This window comes from Nonomuraea sp. NPDC052265, from assembly GCF_044547985.1.
Classification (GTDB): Bacteria; Actinomycetota; Actinomycetes; order Streptosporangiales; family Streptosporangiaceae; genus Nonomuraea.
The window spans coordinates 101,553-119,067 of record NZ_JBIUBJ010000022.1; the positions used below are offsets into that span (position 1 = coordinate 101,553).

Below are 17,515 nucleotides of genomic sequence, written 5' to 3' on the forward strand. Positions count from 1 at the left end.
GTGCCCTCAGGCCAGGTCGGACGGGAGGAGGCTGTAGACGACCAGGTCCTCGCCGCCGAGCGCGGCGCGGGCCACGCCCTCGCGGGTGAAGCCGGCCTTGTCCGCCACGCGCTGGGAGGCCGGGTTCGACACCGCCGCCCGGAGCTGCAGCCGGCGGAAGCCGTGGCGCTCGAACAGCCAGCGGGCGATGCCGGTCACGGCCTCGCCCGCGAAGCCCCGGCCGCGGGCCCAGGGCGCGGTCATGTAGCCGACCTCGGCCGTACGGTTGTGCCAGTCGAGGTCCCTGAGGTCCACGTTGGCCACGAAACGGGTGGTCGTGAACTCCTCCGCGGCGAACGCGATGCCCGCGCCCCTCATCCGCATCCGTTCGGAGATGTCGATGAAGCCGCGGGCGTGGTCCTCGGTGTAGTCGCGGGGCACGCCGGTCCTGGCCTGGGTGAGCGGGTCGGCGCCGGTGGCGGCCAGGTCGGGGACGTCGGCGAGGGTGGGCTGCCTGAGCAGCAGCCGGGGCGTGCGCAGCTCGGCCTTCGGCAGGGCGGGCGCGGGCTCGCCCGAGTCCTCGCGCAGCAGGCCGAGGACGACCAGGTCGTGCGGGCCGTCCTCCTCCAGCACGGCGGCGCGCAGCACGCCTTCCCAGGTGAAGCCCGCTTTGAACGCGACACGCAGGGAGGCCGGGTTGTCCAGGTTCGCGGTCAGGTCCACCCTGCGCAGGGTGGTGGTGGCGAACACCCAGGCGGTCAGGGCGCGTACGGCCTCGGTCGCGTACCCGCGGCCCCGGTACAGCGGGTGGACGCCGTAACCGACCTCGGTCGTGCCCGCCGTCCACGAGGTCCTGAACAGGCTGATGGCGCCCACGACGCGGTCGTCGGCCTCGGTCATGGCCAGGTGCAGGCCCTGCTGCGAGCGGTACAGCTCGTGCACGCCGTGCGCGAGCCACTGTCCGACGCCGGAGGCGTGGGCGGGCGCGCCCGGCGGGAGGAAACGCTCCCCGGGCCCGGCCGCGGACCCGGCCGCGGACTCGATCACGGACCGCACACGATCGGCGTCACGGGGACCGAACGGCCGCAGCACGAGCCGTCCGGCGGCTATGCGCGCATCGGGATCGAACACGTGCGCACCCTACACACCCACGATGTTTGCCCACGAAAGCGGGGGTAGGGGCCGATCGAGAGGAGTGAGGGAACTATGGAACGTGGGAGCGACAAGCACGGTCCGCGCCTGGACGATCAGCAGAAGCACGAGACCGAGGGCATGGTCCGCGGTGGCGGCAGCACGCACGCCGAGGAGTGGAAGGAGACCGAGTCCATGCCCGGGCCCGGCGAGGAGTCATTGCAGTCGTACCCCCCAGGACACGAGCCCGGCACCCCCCAGGGCATCACCCAGCGCGGCGTCGACATCCGCAGCGATCTGGCCAAATGGCTCAGCGACACTCCTTGGCCCGCGTCCAAGGAGGATCTGCTCCAGCACGCCGAGGACGTGGACGCGCCGGACCAGGTGGCCGACATGGTGCAATCCCTTCCCGACCGCCGCTTTGTGAACATCGCCGACGTGGCCAAGGCCCTCGGTCTCGGCCTGGAAGAGCGGAGGTGGTGACCGGTGCGTCTCGACTTCATCCGGCCGCTGTACGAGCGTCGCGGCCCGTACGCCTCGGTCTATCTGGGCGCGCTCACCGAGCCGCAGCGGGAGACTCACTGGCACAGCGTGCGTGACCAGCTCGACGGCACCGACCCCGCCACCATCGACGCCCTGGAGGTGGCCGCGAGCCGGCCGGCCCCCGGCCAGGCGCTGTTCGCCACGCACGGCGCCGTGGTGCTGGCCGAGCCGCTGGCGCGGGCGCCGTACGAGCTGGCGACCGTCTCGCCGCTGCCGCACGTCACGCCGATGCTGATGCAGCGCGGCGAGAACGTGCCGCACCTGCGGGTCATCGTGGACCACGCCGGGGCCGAGCTGTCGGTGTTCGGCGGCGGCGCGCCGCGCACGACCACCGTGGAGGCGGCGAACTGGCCGCTGCAGAAGACCGCCCAGGGCGGCTGGTCGCAGAAGCGGTACGAGCGGGGCGCCGAGGAGACGTGGGAGAAGAACGCCGTCGCCGTCGCCCGCGAGATCGACGAGCAGGTCCGCAGGATCGGCGCCGAGCTGATCATCGTGGCCGGTGAGCCGAAGTCGCGCTCCTACCTGCTGCAACACCTCAGCACCAAGTCCGCCGACCGGGTGATGATGGTCGAGCACGGCAGCCGCTCCGACCACGGCCAGTTCGAGGAGGACGTCGAGCGCGCGCTGGACGACTGGCTCGACCGCCGCCGCGCCGAGCTGCTCGACCGCCACCGCGAGTCCTCGGGCCCGGCGGGCCTGTCCCAGGTCGCGCACGCCCTGCGCGAGGGCAGGGTGCACGCGGTGCTCATGCCCGGCCCGCTCGACAGGAACGTGTGGACCGGCGACGGCGGCACCCAGCTCGACACCGACCAGGGCGAGCTGCGGCGCTGGGGCGTGGAGCAGCCCGTCGAGGAGCGCGCGGACTCGGCCGTGGTCAGGGCCGCCGCCATGACGGACGCCGAGCTGTGGTTCACCGACGACGTCCGCGACGTGGCGGCCGTGCTCAGGTACTGACGGTCCGCGACGTGGCGGCCGTGCTCAGGTGCTGATGATCACTTCGAGCGTCCTGGGGCCGTGCACGCCCTCGACCCGGTTCAGCTCGATGTCGCTGGTCGCCGACGGGCCGCTGATCCAGGTGAGCGGGCGGGCCGGGTCGAGCCTGGCCACCGCCTCGGGCACGCCCGCCACGATCTGGTCGGCGCGCACCACGCACACGTGGTGGTCGGGGACCAGCGTCTGCGCCCTGGCGCCCTGGCCGGGCCCGTGGTCGAGGACGATGGTCCCGGTCTCGGCGACGGCCACCGCGCAGGCGGTGATCACCCCGTCGGCGGCGTCCAGGGTGTCCCAGCGGCGGTCGGTCCCGGCCTCCGGGCTGCTCGGCGCCGCCCAGGCGAAGCCGTCCGGGACGATCATGCGGCGGCCCTCGGCCAGCTCGGCCAGCTTGCCGGGCACCTGCGCGTCGGGGAGCACGTGCACGACGGCCCGGTAGTCGCGCACCCGCTCGGCGAACAGGTCCACCACGTCGTCCACCTGCGGGCGGGTCCGGTAGTGCCGGGCGACCTCCACCTCGGGCGCACCCGCGACCGCCTTCCTGACCTTGGCCAGGATCTCCTCACGCGCGCCCATCGTCACGCTCCCACCAGTCTCTGAAGGATTCTTGCGGAATTTCCGGCACGTCCCGGGTGTCGGTCCAGGCCGACAGCGGGCCGGGGAGCCGCCGCCTGGGCACCAGCCGGCGCAGCCGGGCGGCCAGCCGCTGCGCCCTGGCCAGCCGGGCCTGGTCGCCCAGCACCCAGCCGGCGACCTTCATGCCCGCGCGCTCGGCCGCCGCGTGCGGCGCCTTGGCACGCAGGTCCACCAGCACCTCCGGGATGTCGATGGCCACCGGGCAGACCTCCAGGCAGGCCCCGCACAGGCTGGAGGCGAACGGCAGCGAGGCGTCCAGCTCCGAGGACATGCCCCTGAGCTGCGGGGTGAGGATGGCCCCGATCGGCCCGGGATAGACCGAGCCGTACGCGTGGCCGCCCGCGCGTTCGTAGACCGGGCACACGTTCAGGCAGGCCGAGCAGCGGATGCAGCGCAGCGCCTGGCGGCCGACCTCGTCGGCGAGCACGTCGGTGCGGCCGTTGTCGAGCAGCACCAGGTGGAAGTCCTGGCCCTCGGTGGCGCCGGTCCACGTGCTGGTGTACGGGTTCATCCGCTCACCTGTGGAGCTGCGCGGAAGAAGCTGGAGGAAGACCTCCAGATCCCGCCAGGACGGCAGGAGCTTCTCGATGCCGACGACGCTGATGAGCGTCTCGGGGAGGGTCAGGCACATGCGGCCGTTGCCCTCCGACTCCAGCACGACCAGCGTGCCGGTCTCGGCGATCATGAAGTTGGCGCCGGAGACGGCGACCTTGCTCTTGAGGAAGCGTTCGCGCAGGTGGAGCCGGGCGGCCTCGGCCAGGGCGGCCGGCTCGTCGGTGAGGCCGGCGGGCGCGCCGGGCATGTGGTCGAGGAAGATCTCGCGGATCTCCGACCTGTTGCGGTGGATCGCGGGGACCAGGATGTGGCTGGGGAAGTCGTCCCCGAGCTGCACGATCAGCTCGGCCAGGTCCGTCTCGTACGCGGTGATCCCGCGCCGGGCCAGCGCCTCGTTGAGCCCGATCTCCTGGGTGGCCATCGACTTGACCTTGACCACCTCGCTCTCGCCGGTGGCCGCGACCAGGTCGCCGACGATGCGGTTGGCCTCGTCGGCGTCCCTGGCCCAGTGGACGGTGCCGCCCGCCCGCCGGACGGCCTCCTCAAGCTGGAGCAGGTAGCGGTCGAGGTGGCGGAGCGTGTGATCCTTGACGGCCTTGCCGGCGGCGCGCAGCTCGGCCCAGTCGGGCAGCTCGCCGACGACGCCGGCGCGCTTGCCGCGAATGGTGTGGGTGGCTTTCCTGAGGTTGTACCGGAGTTGCGAGTCCTCCACGGCTTTCGCCGCATTTTTCGGGAAATTTCCGGGCATGCCGAGGAATGTCGCGCTCATGGGGTCTCTTCCGTGGCTGCGAGGATCTCCGCCAGGTGCATCGTCCTGACTCCCGTCTTCTGGCGGCTCAGGGTGCCGCCGATGTGCATCAGGCACGAGTTGTCGGCCGCGCAGATCACCTCGGCGCCCGTGTCGAGGATGCCGCGCACCTTGTCGGCGCCCATGGCGGCCGACACCGCCGGGTTCTTGACCGCGAACGTGCCGCCGAAGCCGCAGCACTCCTCCGCGCCGGGCAGCGGCACGAGCTCCAGACCTCGGACCTTCCGCAGCAGCCGGGTGGGCCGGTCGCCCAGGTGCAGCCCGCGCAGCGAATGGCATGTCGGGTGATATGTCACCCGGTGCGGGAAATATGCGCCAACGTCGTCGACTTTCAGCACGTCGAGCAGGAACTCGCTCAGCTCGTACACCTTGGGCACGACCTCGGCCACGGCCGCCGCGCCCCTGCTGCCCGGCCGCACCAGCTTCGGGTACTGCTCGCGCACCATGGCCGCGCACGACCCGGACGGCGCCACGACGGCGTCGTACCCGGCGAACACCTCGGTGAACTTCCTGGCCAGCCGCACGCCCTCCGCCCGGTAACCGGTGTTGACGTGCATCTGCCCGCAGCACGTCTGGGCGACGGGGAAGTCCACGTCACAGCCCAGCCTGCGCAGCAGCGACACGACGGCCTTGCCGGTGCCCGGGAAGAGCGTGTCGTTCACGCAGGTGATGAACAGGGCGACTCGCACGACTCTCCCAACGAATGGTCCGACCACTGTATGGTCAGACCATACCTAACCACACTGTTCCGGGCCAGCACCGGGGAGGCATCGGTGAAACGCACGCGGGCGTTCGAGGACGTGCTCGCCCAGATCGAACGGCGCATCGCCGAGGACGGCCTGACCGTCGGCGACCGGCTGCCGGGCGAGCGGCAGCTCGCCGAGCAACTGGGCGTCGGCCGCTCGTCCGTACGCGAGGCGCTGCGCGTCCTGGAGACCCTGGGCGTGGTGTCCTCGCAGGTGGGACGGGGGCCGGACGCGGGGGCCGTGCTGACCTCGCGGCCCGACACGACGCTGACCGACCTGCTCCGGCTCAACCTGGGCCTGGCCACCCTGGAGCCGCGCGAGGTCGTGGACGCCCGGCTGATGATCGAGCGCTGGTCGGCCGCGCACGCGGCGGCGACCCGGGCCGGCACCGCGGCGCTGGCCGTCGCGATCGAGGGCATGGACCGGGCGGGCACGGCCGAGGAGTTCGTGGAGCACGACACGGCCTTCCACTGCGCGATCGCGGACGCCTCGGGCAACCGGCTCATCGCCGCCATCATGCGCTCACTCCGGGACGCGATGCGCAGGAACGCCATAGAGGCGGTCGAACGCCTCGGCGACCCGTCCGTGCTGCGCGCCGACCACGAGCGCATCCGCGCGGCCATCGCGGCGGGCGACCCGGACGAGGCCCAGCGGGCGGTCACCGACCACCTGGCGCACGCCTACCCCGCCCTGTTCCCCGGTCACTGACGCACGTCGGCCTCCCGGCACCCGGCGCCGGAGCAGGCCCGCATCGCCTGGAGCCGGGCGTCGAGACCGAGCAGCAGCGCCGGATCGGCGGTGGCCGCGAGGTTGTCGAGCTGGTACGGATCGGCGGTCAGGTCGTAGAGCTGCCGCTCCCCCGTGTCGTACCTGACGTAGGTGTAGCGGTCGGTGCGCAGCGCCTGGTACGAGGGCACCGGCGTCTGGGCCCCCGACGACCGGTTGACCGGCCTGTTGAACTCGACCAGCACGTTCTTGCGCCATTGGGCGGGCGGGCTGCCGTGCAGCAGCGGCACCAGCGAGCGCCCCTCGGTGAACGACGGCACGGCGGCCCCGCCCAGCCCGGCGATCGTCGGCGCGATGTCGACGGTCGCGCCGAGCTGACCGATCGTGGACCCGGGCTTGATCCCCGGCCCGCGCACCACGAACGGGACCTTGATCGCCTCCTCGAACGGCGTCGTCTTGCCCTGGGTGAGCCGATGCGTGCCGAGATGGAAGCCGTTGTCGGAGGTGAAGATGATGTAGGTGTTGTCGAGCTTGCCCGACGCGCGCAACGTCTCGATCACCGACCGGACCAGGTCGTCCACGCCCAGCATCGACCGCAGCCTCCTGCGGTGGCGCTCGTCGACCCGGTCGATGTCCTCCTGCGTCAGCGCGGGCAGGGAGCGCAGCCACAGCGGCTCCTTGCTCACGTCGGCCTGGTTGAACGACGGCGTGCGCGGCGCGGCGACCTCGGGGAGGTCGGCGACGTGCCGGACCGCCGGGTTGGCCGGGTTGTGCGGGCCGATGGGCGTCAGGTAGAGGAAGAACGGATCGTCGGCGCCGGTGATGAAGTCGCTCGCCTTGGCGGCCAGCACGTCGGACAGGTAGTCCTGCTCCGACCAGCCGTAGTCGTACAGGTCGCCGTTCTCGTTGAGGCGGTAGCCGTACTCCTCGTAGAGCTTGCGGACCGGGACGTCCCATTCGTCCCAGCCGGGCGGCACGTACGCGGCGTCGGCGGTCGCGCCGGGATAGTGGTTGAGGAACTTGCCCATCAGCGCGGTGCGGTAGCCGGCCTGCTGCATCCACGTGCCGATCGTGGAACGTTCCAGATCGAGCGAGTGGAAGCGGTCGAACCCCCCTTCGGGGGCGGTGTTGGTCAGGACACCATGGCTGTGGACGTACTGGGAGCGCAGGATCGACGTGCGCGAAGGGCAGCACCAGGAGTTCGTCACGAAGAAGCGGTCGAACGAGGCGCCCTTGGCGACCAGCTCCGCGGTGATGGCCGGGAAGTAGGGCAGCATGCCGCTCTCCAGGTCGTCGGCCATCACGAACACGATGTTCGGCCGCGCGGCACTCACGGCCATCGTCGGCTCGGCCGCCGGCGAGAGCAGGAGCAGCAGGCAGAAGAGACGGCAGAGACTCTTGAGCACAATGTCTGATCTCCCCGGAGGATCACGCATTGACACTGCGGCGCCGGTAATGGAACTTTATTCCGGAGGTGCGTATGAAGCTCGGCCTGAACCTCGGCTACTGGCAGCGCGGCGCCGACGACGCCACGGAGACCGTCCTCGCCGCCGAACGCCTCGGCTACGACTCGGTGTGGACCGCCGAGGCGTACGGCAGCGACGTGTTCACGCCGCTGGCCTGGTACGGCGCGCGTACGAGCCGGATCAAGCTGGGCACGTCGGTGGCGCAGATCTCGGCCCGCCCGCCGGTCACGACCGCGATGACCGCGATGACGCTCGACCACCTGACCGGCGGCCGGCTGCTGCTCGGCATCGGCGCCTCCGGCCCGCAGGTGGTGGAGGGCTGGTACGGGCAGCCGTTCGCCCGCCCCCTGGCCAGGACCCGCGAGTACGTCGAGATCATGCGCCGCGTGTGGCGCCGCGAGGAGCCCGTGACCAGCGACGGCGAGCACTACCCGCTCCCCCTGGCGGGCGGCCTGGGCAAGCCGCTCAAGCTCATCACCCACCCGCTGCGCCCCGACATCCCCGTCTACCTCGGCGCGGAGGGGCCGAAGAACGTCGCCCTGGCCGCCGAGATCGCGCAGGGCTGGCTGCCGCTGTTCGCCTTCCCCGGCAAGATCGAGGAGATGTACGGCGACGCGCTGGCGGCCCGGAGCCCCGGCTTCGAGATCGCCGCCATGGTGATGGTCGTCATCTCCGACGACGTCAGGGCCGCCCTCGACGGCGTCAAGATGATGCTCACGCTCTACATCGGCGGCATGGGCGCCAAGCAGCGCAACTTCCACGCCGACATCATCGGCCGCATGGGCTTCGCCGCGGCCGCCGAGCACATCCAGGCCCTCTACCTGGCCGGCCGCAAGGACGAGGCGTTCCGGGCGATCCCCGACGAGCTGGCCGACGGCATCTCGCTCGTCGGCCCGCCCGGCCGGATCAGGGAACGGCTCGACCTGTGGCACAAGAGCCCGGTGACCAGCCTGCTGGTCATGGGACCGCGCGACGAGCGGTCGCTGCGCACGGTCCGCGACCTCGTGCTCGGCTGAGCGGCTAGTCCGGGCGCGGCGCCGGGTCGTCGGTCACCGAGCGCAGCAGCGGCCTGCTCAGCGCGCCCGCGCCGATCACGCCCGCGAAGCCGGCGGCCACGCAGACCAGCAGCGTGACCACCCCGGTCGTGCTGATCCCGCCGATCATGAAGGGCACCGCGCAGAACGCGCCCACCAGGATCGCGCCGCCGCCCATCACGGCCATCGGGATCAGCGTCTCGGCCCGCCGGGCACGGTCCAGGACCTCCAGGGGCGTGCCCGCCAGCCGCAGCAGCGCGTACGTCTGCCGCCGGTCCAGCACCGACGACGCCGCGGTGATCCCCGCGCTGGCGATCGCCACCAGGAACGACACCGACAGCACCACGATCGTGCCCACGCGCACGTCGGCGAGGATCTGCAGGCCGAAGCGCTGGTCGTCGGTCTTCGTCGTCGGGCTGTGCCCCGGCACGAGGTCGCTCAGCGCGGTGCGCGCCCGGTCGACCACGGCGTCGTCGGCGCCGCTGCCGAGGGCCGCGACCACGGTGTGCTTGGAGGTCTTCACCGTGGCCGTGATGCCCGCCTGCCCGAGCCGGTCGCGGGCCTGGCCGGCCACCTTCGCCACCTCGCCCACCGGCGCCGCGATGCTGAGCTGGGCGGGCCCGGCGTCCCCGCCGAACGCGCCGGGGCTGAGCAGGCCGAGGAACCCGGCCACGAAGCCGGTCAGGGCCACGCCGCTGACGGTCCGCCAGGCCGAGCGGGGATCGTCCACCAGCCTGCGGGCCGCCAGCAGCCGTGCGGGACGGCGCGCGGTCCCGGCCGCGACCTTGCCGATGAGGCCGACCACCCACGGGCCGGCCAGGTTCAGGCACAGGAACGCCAGCCCGATCGCCACGGCCACGATCGCCACGCTGGTCCCCCTGGTGAGCATCGGGAACGCGGCCAGCACCGCGAGCAGCGCGAGGACGCGGACGAATCGCATGCCCGGCGGCGTCTCCCGCTTGGCCACGCCGAGCGGGCTGACCACGACCCGTCGCAGCCCGACCACCGCCGACAGCCCGACCAGCAGCGGCACCGCGACCAGGACGCCGGCCAGGATCAGCAGGTTCGGGAACAGGTCCGCGACGAACCAGGTGCCGCCCTGGATCGGGATGCGCGCCAGCAGCGGCACGGCCGCCCCGAACGCGACGGCCCCGGCCAGGGCCCCGGCGAAGGCCACCAGCACGGCCTCGGCCACCGTCATGCCGATCACCTGGCCCGGCGTCGCGCCGATCAGCCTGAGCGCGGCCAGCCGCTGGTCGCGCCGGGCGACGGTGAGCCTGGCCGCCGCGCCGCCGAACACCAGCAGCGGCACCACCATGAGCACGCTGGCGATCAGCGCCAGCACCTGGTACGCCGTGGCGTCCTCGCTGGGCGTGCCCGCCAGGGTCGCGACCTTGACCGGCGGCTTGCCGAGGATCCAGTCGTCGCTGCGCTCGGCGGTCATCGCGGGCGCGTCCGGGGCGTGGCCGACGACCGCGACCAGTTCCTCGGGCTGGACCAGCGCCTCCGGGCCCAGCACGCCCTTCGGCGCCGGGTAGCGCTTGGCGAGCCGGTCGGCGGGCAGCCGGGCGGCCAGCTCCGACAGGGCGGGCGACAACCACACCTCGCCGGGGGCGGGGAAGCGCGGCATGCCGGGCGGGGCGGGCACCCCCGGCTTGAGCGCGGCCAGGTCGACGACGGTGATCGCCTGGTCCCCCACGTAGTCGAAGCGGGTCGCCTCGACGGCGACCGCCGTGTCCTTCTGGGCCGCCACGGGGTTGCGCCAGGCGCTGCGGTCGGCCCTGGCGTCGAAGGCGACGTTCGCGGCGACGGCGAACAGCAGCAGCGCCGTGGCCACCGCGACCGCGCCGAAGGTGAGCCAGGTGCCCAGCATGCCCCTGCGCCCGCCGCCCTTGAGCAGCCGCCAGGTCAGGTCGAGGTTCACGCGGTCACCCCGTGGGCGAGCAGGCGGCCGTCGCGGACCTCGACCGTGCGGTCGCACCAGGCGGCCACGTTGGGGTCGTGCGTGACGACGATCAGGCAGGCCCCGTTGTGCCGGGTCGCCTCGGTGAGCAGGCGCATCGTGTCCTGGCCGGTCTGCTGGTCCAGCGCGCCGGTCGGCTCGTCGGCGAAGACCACGGCGGGCTTGCTCACCAGCGCCCTGGCGATGGCCACGCGCTGGGCCTGGCCGCCGGACAGCTCGCCGGGCCGCCGGGCCTCCATCTGGTGCAGGCCGAGCAGCGGGAACCACTCGCGGGCCTGCCGTACGGCCTGGGCGCGCGGCACGCCGCCCAGCATGAGCGGGAGCGCCACGTTCTCCTCGGCGGGCAGCTCCGGCAGGAGCTGCCCGAACTGGAAGACGAAGCCGAAGCGGGTGCGGCGCAGGGCGCTGCGCTGGCGCTCGCCCATCGCGTCGATGCGCTGGCCCAGCAGGTGGACCTCGCCGTCGTCCGGTTTCATGATCCCGGCCAGGCAGTGGAGGAGGGTCGACTTGCCGGAACCGCTCGGGCCCATGATGGCCACGGCCTCTCCCGCCCGTACCGTGATGTCCACGCCGCCCAGGGCGACCGTCTGCCCGAACCGCTTGGCCAGGGCTCGTCCAACAAGCACGTCGTTCATGGCCTCCACCCTTCCGGGACCGGGGGTGCCGGCGGATCGGCCGTGCGTCCATTTCGGCCTCGGCCGAACGGCTGATCCTTAGAGTTGAGCCGTGACTATTCGGGTTCTCATCGCCGACGACCAGCAGCTGGTACGCACCGGCTTCCAAATGATCTTGGACGCTCAACCGGACATGGAGGTCGTGGCCGCCGTGGCCGACGGCGCCGAGGCCGTGGCCGAGGCCAGGCGGCTGCGGCCGGACGTGTGCCTGCTCGACATCAGGATGCCCAAGCTCGACGGGCTGGAGGTGACCCGCGTGCTGTCCGGGCCGGGCGTGGAGAACCCGATGCGGGTGGTCATCGTCACCACCTTCGACCTCGACGAGTACGTCTACGGCGCGCTGCGCGCCGGGGCCACCGGCTTCCTGCTCAAGGACAGCGGCCCCACGCTGCTCATCGAGGCGGTCAGGGCCGCCGCCGGCGGGGACGCGCTGGTGTCGCCGTCGGTCACCGTACGGCTGTTGCAGCACCTGACCCAGCCCAGGCGGGCGGCCGAGCCGCCGAACGGCCCGCTGACCGACCGCGAGCTGGACGTCGTGCGCCTGGTGGCCAGGGGACGCACCAACCAGGAGGTGGCCGCCGAGCTGTTCGTGTCGCTGTCGACGGTGAAAACACACCTCGGCAGCATCCAGGCCAAACTCGGTGTCCGCAATCGCGTGGGAATCGCAGCTTGGGCGTGGGAATCCGGCGTGGTGAGCTGATTAACAGCGGTGCTCACGGGATACAAGTGAGTCAGAACCTCAGCGCATGGCCCGGGGGGAGAACATCGTGCGCTACGCCCAGGCACCGCCAACCAAAGCAGCTTCGGCCGTCTACGTGACGCTTGCCGCGCAGGTCCTCTCCCTGGGCGCCCTCGTGGTCTTCGAACGGTCCAGCGGCCGTCATCTCGCCGTCCAGCTCGCCGCGTTCGGCGGCCGTCCCCAGGGGGCGCAGGCCGAGGCGGTCGTGGGGGCGGTGACGATGTTCGCGGTGCTGATGATGCTGGTCGCGGGCACCTCCGTCGCCGCCGCGGCCGCCTACGTCACCTGGCTGGTGCGCGCCCGCCAGGTGAAGGACCGTTCCAGCCCCACCGGGCCGGTCGCGGCCGCCTGGCTGATCCCCGTCGTCAACCTGGTCGCGCCCGCGCTGCTGGTCGACGACGTGTGGCGGCGGGCCAAGCCGCCGGCCGGGCGGCGCGGGCGGTGGCTCGCGCTGCTGACGGCGTGGTGGCTGAGCTGGCTGGCCATGCTGACGCTGATCACGGTCCGCCTCCCGCTGGAGTCCTCCTCCGACGGGCTGACCGGGGTGGGGCTGCTGGAGCTGAGCGGCGCGGTGGCGGCGGCCCTGCTGTGCGCCGCCACCGTACGCGAGGTCACCCGCGTCCAGCGGCTCGACGTGGCCGGCCGGCTGCGCGAGGCGGTCGCCGAGGCCGCGCCCGGCCCTGAGGTCGTGACCCGGCTGACCACCCGGCCCGCCCAGGGCTCGACCCCGTTCGGCCACACCGGCTAGCGACCGCGGGCCCCGGCGGGGTCAGGCCGCCGTCGGGCCCGAGCTGCCGGGGCTGGCGTGCCAGAGCTGCCGGGGCGGGGCGGCGATGGCGGGGCCGAGGTCGGAGTAGGGCGAGAGCCTGAAGCCGTTGGCGTACTCGATCTTCCGTCCGCCGACGCCCGGCCGCTGTTCCGGGGCCTGGTCGAGCAGGGCGCGGACCGCCTCTACGCCCTCCGCGCGCCACAGCGCGTCCAGGTCGGTCAGGTTCCAGCAGTCCACGGCGCGCATGGAGACCGCGCGGGCCCCCGTACGGCGGACCACTCCCCTGGCGAGCATGAGCCACGAGCCGAACACCGTCGCCGCGCACCTGCCCTGCACCGACTCGAAGAACGTCAGGTCGATCGGCCCCGTCGAGTCGTCGAGGGTGGTGAAGATGACCCGCTGCCCCGAGCGCACGGCGGGCGTCTGGGTGGCCACCTTCACCCCGGCGACCAGCACCTCCGCGCCGTTGCGCTGGGCGAGCAGGTCCTTGGAGCGCACGACCCCGAGCGCGTCGAGCAGCTCGTCGTGGAAGCTGATGACGTGCCGGCTGACGTCGATGCCCAGGATCTCCAGCTCGGCCTCGACCATCTCCGTCTCCGTCATCTCGGGCAGCTCGCCGGGCGGCAGGTGCTCGCCGAAGCCGAGCGGGAGCTGCGTGGACGGTTGCTCGGCCCGGGGACGGGGCGCCGCCGCGGTGTAGCGCCTGGACCGGGGCGCGGCCGAGCGCACGCCGATCGACGACGCCCGTTCCAGCGCGCCCACCTGGGCGATCAGGTCGCGCCGGGTCAGCTCACCCGGACGCCAGCGGGGACCGCCGGGACGCAGGCCGTGCAGCGCGTCGAGGCCGCCGACCTGGACGATGCGCTCGATGGTCGGGCGCGAGGGCCGGGCCCGGTCCCAGAAGTCGGCCAGCGACGTGTACGGCTGCCCGGCCACCATGCGTTCGACCTCCGCCTCGCTCACCCCCTTGATCGCCGAGAACGGCACCCGCAGCGCGTAACCGCGGCCGATCTCCCCGATCCTGAACTCCTGCCGCACCGGACGCCGCTCCTCCCCCAGCTCCGACGGGCTCACCCGCAGCCGCAGCGGCGGGCGCGGGCCGAGCCGCTCCACCCGCCAGTCCTTCCCGGACCCGTTGACGTCGAGCGGCAGGATCTCGACCCCGCACTGCCGGGCCTCGTCGATGATGACGCGCGGCGGGTACATGCCGGGCTCGTGGGTGAGCACCCCGGCGAAGAAGGCCGCCGCGTGGTGCCGCTTGAGCCAGGCCGACTGGTAGGTGGGCAGCGCGAACGCCGCCGCGTGCGCCTTGCAGAACCCGAAGGAGCCGAACGCGTCGAGCACCTTCCAGGCCCGCTCCACCGCCGCGTCGCCGAACCCGTTGGCCCTGGCCAGCGGCACGAACGCCTTGCGCACCCGCTCCCTGCCCTCCGGCGTGCCGAGGGTGCGCCGCAGCGTCTCGGCGAAGGACAGGTCGCGTCCCGTCATCACCGAGATGACCTTCAGCACCTGCTCGTGGAAGACGACCACGCCGTGCGTCTCCTTCAGCGCCTCGCGCAGCCGCTCGTGCGGGTAGTACGGCTGCCGCCACCCGTGCCTGGCCTCCAGGTACGGGGTGACCATGTCGGAGTTGACCGGCCCCGGCCGGAACAGGGAGATGTCCACGATCAGGTCGTGCATCCGGCGCGGCTCCAGCTTGGCCACCAGCTCGCGCTGGCCCGGCGACTCGATCTGGAAGCAGCCGAGCGTGCGGCTGGCGCAGATCATGTCGTAGGTCTCCTGGTCGTCGTGGGGGACGTACTCGACGCCGGGGTCGTCGCCGGTCTGCTCGTCCAGCCTGACCTCGATGTCGTCCACGCGTCTGATCTCGCTCAGCGCGTACGCCATGGCCGACTGCATCCGCACGCCCAGCACGTCCAGCTTGAGCAGGCCGGCCTCCTCCACGTCGTCCTTGTCGAACTGGGACATCGGGAACTCCAGCAGGCTGCGTTCCACCGGCGTCCTGTCGCGCAGGCCCGAGTTGCCGACCAGCACGCCGCACGGGTGCAGCGCGATGTGCCTGGGCAGCCCGTCGAGCCGCTCGGCCAGCCGGAACACCCGGTCGAGCCCGGCCTCGCCGAGTCGGCTCTCGCGCAGCTCGGGCAGGTCGGCCAGGGACGCGGTGATCTGCCTGGCCCTGATGTGCGGGAACGCCTTGGCGATGGCGTCGATCTCGTGCGGCGGCAGGCCCATCGCGCCGGCGACGTCCCTGATGGCGCTGCGCGCGCGGTAGGTCTCCATCATGGACACGCAGGCCACGCGGGCCTCTCCGTAGCGTTCGAAGATGGCCTTGTAGCAGTCGAGCCTGCGGGCCGACTCCACGTCCACGTCGATGTCGGGCAGGCCGACGCGTCCTTCCGACAGGAAGCGCTCCATGAGCAGGCCGTGGTCGAGCGGGTTCACCTCGCCGATGCCGATGAGGTAGTTGACCAGGCTGCCGGCGCCCGAGCCGCGGATGGCGCAGCGGATGTCCATGCCGCGGATCATGTCGGTGATGCCGGCCACGGCGATGAAGTACCCGGACAGGCGTTTGCGCTCGATGACGTCCAGCTCGGCCCGCAGGCGTTCCCTGGCCTGCGCCGAGCCGTCGAGGCCGCGCCTGACCAGGCCGTCCTCGACGCGGTTGCGCAGCAGCGGCACCGGGTCGCGGCCGATCTCGGGCAGGTTGAGGTCGGGCGGGTCGTTCCTGAGCGCGAGCAGCCGCAGCGGGTCCATCGCGCACGCCTCGGCCAGGCGCCTGGTGGTGGACAGCAGCCGGGCCACCCGCTCCCGGTCGGCGCCGCAGACCTTGGCCGCCACCTGCCACATCTCCTTGGTGCTCTTGAGGTAGGCGTGCGAGGTGGTGCGTTCCAGGTGCCGCGGGTGCAGCGGGACGAGCCGGCGGGCCGCGTCGAGCACGTCCCCCACCTGGTGGTCGGCCGGGTCGAGGTAGCGGACGGCGTTGGTCAGCACGGCCGGCACGCCGGCGGACTCGGCCAGGCCGAGCATGCGGACGGCCGTGGTGGCGTCGCGGAAGCCGTACTGGTCGACCAGTTCGACCACCACGCCGGGGACGGCGGCGCGCCACAGGCCGAGCAGCGTCCTGGCGTGCTCGTCGCGGCGTTCGGCGACCGCGCGGCCGACGTCGGAGCGCGGCCCGAGCAGCACCACGAGCCCGTCATCGGCGCCGAACCCGTGGTCGCCGCCCCGCTCCCCCGCCCAGGCGCCGACCAGCTCGCGGGTCACCTTGGGCGCGCCGCGCTCGCCGTCGGCGTGCGCGGCGGTGACCAGGCGGCACAGCCGCGACCAGCCGCCGGAGCGGGCCAGCACGGTGACCCGGTCCTCGGCGTCCGGCCCGCTCCTGGGCCCGCTCCTGGGACGCGGCGCGCGCAGGCCCGGCGCCGGCGCGGCGGCCGGGACGTCGAGCGCCAGGTTCACGCCGACCACGGGGGCGATCCCGGCCTCCGCGCACGCCTGGACGTGCTTGACCGCGCCGTAGAGCCCGTCGCGGTCGGTCAGCGCGAGGATGTCCATGCCGTGCTCGGACGCCCGCTCCACCAGGGCGCGCGGGAAGGCGGTGCCGTACCGCATGGAGTACGCCGAGGCCACGTCGAGGTGCGGGAACGGGGACGCCATCAGTCCCACGCCCGCAGCAGCAGCCAGCCGTTCCCGGCGGTGTCGTAACGCAGCTCGTACGAGCCGACCTCGCGCCCCGGGCTCGCCTCCACCCGCCAGAAGCGGCGCTCGCCGGGGTCACCCTCGCCGGTCTTCCACCACTCGCGCGCCACGACCCAGTGGTCGAGCACGTCGCGGACGAGGTAGAGCCGGTCGCGCCAGACGAACTGGGTCGGCTCGCCGTCTCTGGTCCACACCTCTATCGGATCGCCATAGAGTCTGCTCAAGACGCTTCTCCCCGCGGCTCTGGTTCCTTTGCTGAGCCACCCGGGGGAAGACGGGCGCTTATGTATCGAACATATGTTCTTACGGCCCGAAACGCAAGTCGCCCGCCCGCCTTGTCAGGGGGTTGGCGCCGATCGAGTTGCGGATGCTGAAGGTGACGCTGCCCGCCCGGTACCTGTCGTCGGAGGACTCCACCGGCCGGCCCTCGTGGGTGGTGGTGACGCGGCGCTGGCGCAGGAGCGGGCTGCCGCGCCGCACGCCCAGCAGCCGGGCGTCCTCGGCACCCGCGGGCACGGCGTCGATGAGGTGCTCGCCGTAGGCGAAGATCAGGCCGACGGAGTCGTACAGGGCCTCGGTGACGGACGCGCAGTCGGCGGCCAGCGCCTCGACGGCGGGGGCCACCCATCCGGCGTAGACGGTCCGCTCGACCAGGACGGGCTCGCCCTCCAGCGAGCGCAGCCGCAGCACCTCCAGCACCTCGCCCGTGCCGAGCCTGGCGGACTCGGGCGCGGTGGCGGACCGGCGGCGCTGGGAGATCACCTGGCCGCCGATGCGGTAGCCGTTGGCCCTGGCCCACTGGGCGAAGCTGTGCAGCTCGGCGAAGCTCTGGCTGCGCGCGTTGCCGAGCACGATGCGCCTGGCGCCCTGCCGCGATCCCACCAGCCCCTCGGCGACCAGCACGGCCACCGCCTGCCGCACGGTCCCGCGCGCCGCGCGGTGGCGGGTGGCCAGCTCGGCCTCGCTCGGGAGCTGGGAGCCGACCGGGTACGCGCCCGTGAGGATGTCATCACGCAGCTCAGCGGCTATCCGTTCATAGCGCGCAACCATTCGCGTCCCT

The 17,515-nt window shown here is 72.8% G+C and carries 16 protein-coding genes; 6 read left to right on the forward strand and 10 right to left on the reverse strand.

Annotated elements, in window-relative coordinates; all coding sequences use genetic code 11:
• Positions 1-6 precede the first annotated feature (6 nt).
• Positions 7-1,110: a GNAT family N-acetyltransferase gene (locus ACIHAD_RS40520; RefSeq protein WP_397360099.1), complete on the reverse strand. Its 1,104-nt coding sequence runs from the start codon at positions 1,108-1,110 to the stop codon at positions 7-9.
• A 75-nt stretch (positions 1,111-1,185) separates the two neighbouring features.
• Here ACIHAD_RS40520 and ACIHAD_RS40525 point away from each other — a divergent pair, with 75 nt between their 5' ends.
• A complete protein-coding gene (locus ACIHAD_RS40525; protein WP_397360100.1) occupies positions 1,186-1,593 on the forward strand; it encodes a DUF2795 domain-containing protein in 408 nt (135 codons plus the stop codon).
• Positions 1,594-1,596: 3 nt separating this feature from the next.
• On the forward strand, positions 1,597-2,607 hold the full coding sequence (locus ACIHAD_RS40530; protein ID WP_397360101.1) for a Vms1/Ankzf1 family peptidyl-tRNA hydrolase: 1,011 nt from the start codon (positions 1,597-1,599) through the stop codon (positions 2,605-2,607).
• A 24-nt stretch (positions 2,608-2,631) separates the two neighbouring features.
• On the opposite strand, the gene ACIHAD_RS40535 is transcribed toward ACIHAD_RS40530, so the two are convergent.
• Genes ACIHAD_RS40535 through ACIHAD_RS40545 form a run of 3 tightly spaced genes read right to left on the reverse strand, consistent with a single transcriptional unit; the run spans position 2,632 to position 5,331 of the window.
• Positions 2,632-3,219, reverse strand: coding sequence for a lactate utilization protein C (locus ACIHAD_RS40535; RefSeq protein WP_397360102.1), 588 nt, complete (start codon positions 3,217-3,219; stop codon positions 2,632-2,634).
• Positions 3,206-4,603 (reverse strand): lactate utilization protein B, encoded by a 1,398-nt coding sequence (locus ACIHAD_RS40540; RefSeq protein ID WP_397360103.1) that lies wholly within the window; start codon positions 4,601-4,603, stop codon positions 3,206-3,208. Before ACIHAD_RS40540 ends, ACIHAD_RS40535 begins: the two co-directional genes overlap by 14 nt.
• Positions 4,600-5,331: a (Fe-S)-binding protein gene (locus ACIHAD_RS40545; RefSeq protein ID WP_357705058.1), complete on the reverse strand. Its 732-nt coding sequence runs from the start codon at positions 5,329-5,331 to the stop codon at positions 4,600-4,602. The genes ACIHAD_RS40540 and ACIHAD_RS40545 overlap by 4 nt, the downstream gene beginning before the upstream one ends.
• Positions 5,332-5,415: 84 nt before the next feature.
• On the opposite strand from ACIHAD_RS40545, the gene ACIHAD_RS40550 reads away from it, so the two are divergent.
• Positions 5,416-6,096, forward strand: coding sequence for a FadR/GntR family transcriptional regulator (locus ACIHAD_RS40550; protein ID WP_397360104.1), 681 nt, complete (start codon positions 5,416-5,418; stop codon positions 6,094-6,096).
• Here ACIHAD_RS40550 and ACIHAD_RS40555 read toward each other — a convergent pair.
• Entirely contained in the window at positions 6,090-7,520 is a 1,431-nt protein-coding gene (locus ACIHAD_RS40555) for a sulfatase (protein ID WP_397360105.1), read from the reverse strand. The two genes, ACIHAD_RS40550 and ACIHAD_RS40555, sit on opposite strands and share 7 nt — an antisense overlap.
• Positions 7,521-7,594: 74 nt before the next feature.
• On the opposite strand from ACIHAD_RS40555, the gene ACIHAD_RS40560 reads away from it, so the two are divergent.
• Complete coding sequence (locus tag ACIHAD_RS40560) at positions 7,595-8,596, forward strand: LLM class F420-dependent oxidoreductase (RefSeq protein WP_397360106.1); 1,002 nt, start codon at positions 7,595-7,597, stop codon at positions 8,594-8,596.
• A 4-nt stretch (positions 8,597-8,600) separates the two neighbouring features.
• Here the strand turns inward: ACIHAD_RS40560 and ACIHAD_RS40565 are convergent, their stop codons facing one another.
• Both ACIHAD_RS40565 and ACIHAD_RS40570 read right to left on the reverse strand, forming a co-directional pair.
• Positions 8,601-10,538: an FtsX-like permease family protein gene (locus ACIHAD_RS40565; protein WP_397360107.1), complete on the reverse strand. Its 1,938-nt coding sequence runs from the start codon at positions 10,536-10,538 to the stop codon at positions 8,601-8,603.
• Entirely contained in the window at positions 10,535-11,212 is a 678-nt protein-coding gene (locus ACIHAD_RS40570; RefSeq protein WP_397360108.1) for an ABC transporter ATP-binding protein, read from the reverse strand. Before ACIHAD_RS40570 ends, ACIHAD_RS40565 begins: the two co-directional genes overlap by 4 nt.
• A 91-nt stretch (positions 11,213-11,303) precedes the next feature.
• Between ACIHAD_RS40570 and ACIHAD_RS40575 the strand changes: the two genes are divergently transcribed.
• The gene (locus ACIHAD_RS40575; RefSeq protein ID WP_397360109.1) at positions 11,304-11,951 is read left to right on the forward strand and encodes a response regulator; all 648 of its coding nucleotides are present in this window, start codon (positions 11,304-11,306) and stop codon (positions 11,949-11,951) included.
• Positions 11,952-11,997: 46 nt separating this feature from the next.
• Positions 11,998-12,738 (forward strand): DUF4328 domain-containing protein, encoded by a 741-nt coding sequence (locus ACIHAD_RS40580; protein WP_397360110.1) that lies wholly within the window; start codon positions 11,998-12,000, stop codon positions 12,736-12,738.
• 21 nt (positions 12,739-12,759) lie between these two features.
• Here the strand turns inward: ACIHAD_RS40580 and ACIHAD_RS40585 are convergent, their stop codons facing one another.
• The 3 genes from ACIHAD_RS40585 to ACIHAD_RS40595 all read right to left on the reverse strand — a co-directional run bounded on the left by ACIHAD_RS40585 (position 12,760) and on the right by ACIHAD_RS40595 (position 17,505).
• A complete protein-coding gene (locus ACIHAD_RS40585) occupies positions 12,760-16,413 on the reverse strand; it encodes a DNA polymerase III subunit alpha (RefSeq protein ID WP_397360111.1) in 3,654 nt (1,217 codons plus the stop codon).
• On the reverse strand, positions 16,413-16,679 hold the full coding sequence (locus tag ACIHAD_RS40590) for a DUF6504 family protein (protein WP_397360112.1): 267 nt from the start codon (positions 16,677-16,679) through the stop codon (positions 16,413-16,415). The genes ACIHAD_RS40585 and ACIHAD_RS40590 overlap by 1 nt, the downstream gene beginning before the upstream one ends.
• 79 nt (positions 16,680-16,758) lie before the next feature.
• Positions 16,759-17,505: a GntR family transcriptional regulator gene (locus tag ACIHAD_RS40595; protein WP_397360113.1), complete on the reverse strand. Its 747-nt coding sequence runs from the start codon at positions 17,503-17,505 to the stop codon at positions 16,759-16,761.
• Between the last annotated feature and the right edge of the window lie 10 nt (positions 17,506-17,515).

Excerpts from the sequence above, each read along its gene's own strand:
- ACIHAD_RS40525 (WP_397360100.1), top strand. The coding sequence starts at position 1,186 with ATGGAACGTGGGAGCGACAAGCACGGTCCGCGCCTGGACGATCAGCAG.
- ACIHAD_RS40585 (WP_397360111.1), bottom strand. The coding sequence starts at position 16,413 with ATGGCGTCCCCGTTCCCGCACCTCGACGTGGCCTCGGCGTACTCCATG.
- ACIHAD_RS40570 (WP_397360108.1), bottom strand. The coding sequence starts at position 11,212 with ATGAACGACGTGCTTGTTGGACGAGCCCTGGCCAAGCGGTTCGGGCAG.
- ACIHAD_RS40540 (WP_397360103.1), bottom strand. The coding sequence starts at position 4,603 with ATGAGCGCGACATTCCTCGGCATGCCCGGAAATTTCCCGAAAAATGCG.
- ACIHAD_RS40595 (WP_397360113.1), bottom strand. The coding sequence starts at position 17,505 with ATGGTTGCGCGCTATGAACGGATAGCCGCTGAGCTGCGTGATGACATC.
- ACIHAD_RS40560 (WP_397360106.1), top strand. The coding sequence starts at position 7,595 with ATGAAGCTCGGCCTGAACCTCGGCTACTGGCAGCGCGGCGCCGACGAC.
- ACIHAD_RS40535 (WP_397360102.1), bottom strand. The coding sequence starts at position 3,219 with ATGGGCGCGCGTGAGGAGATCCTGGCCAAGGTCAGGAAGGCGGTCGCG.
- ACIHAD_RS40580 (WP_397360110.1), top strand. The coding sequence starts at position 11,998 with ATGGCCCGGGGGGAGAACATCGTGCGCTACGCCCAGGCACCGCCAACC.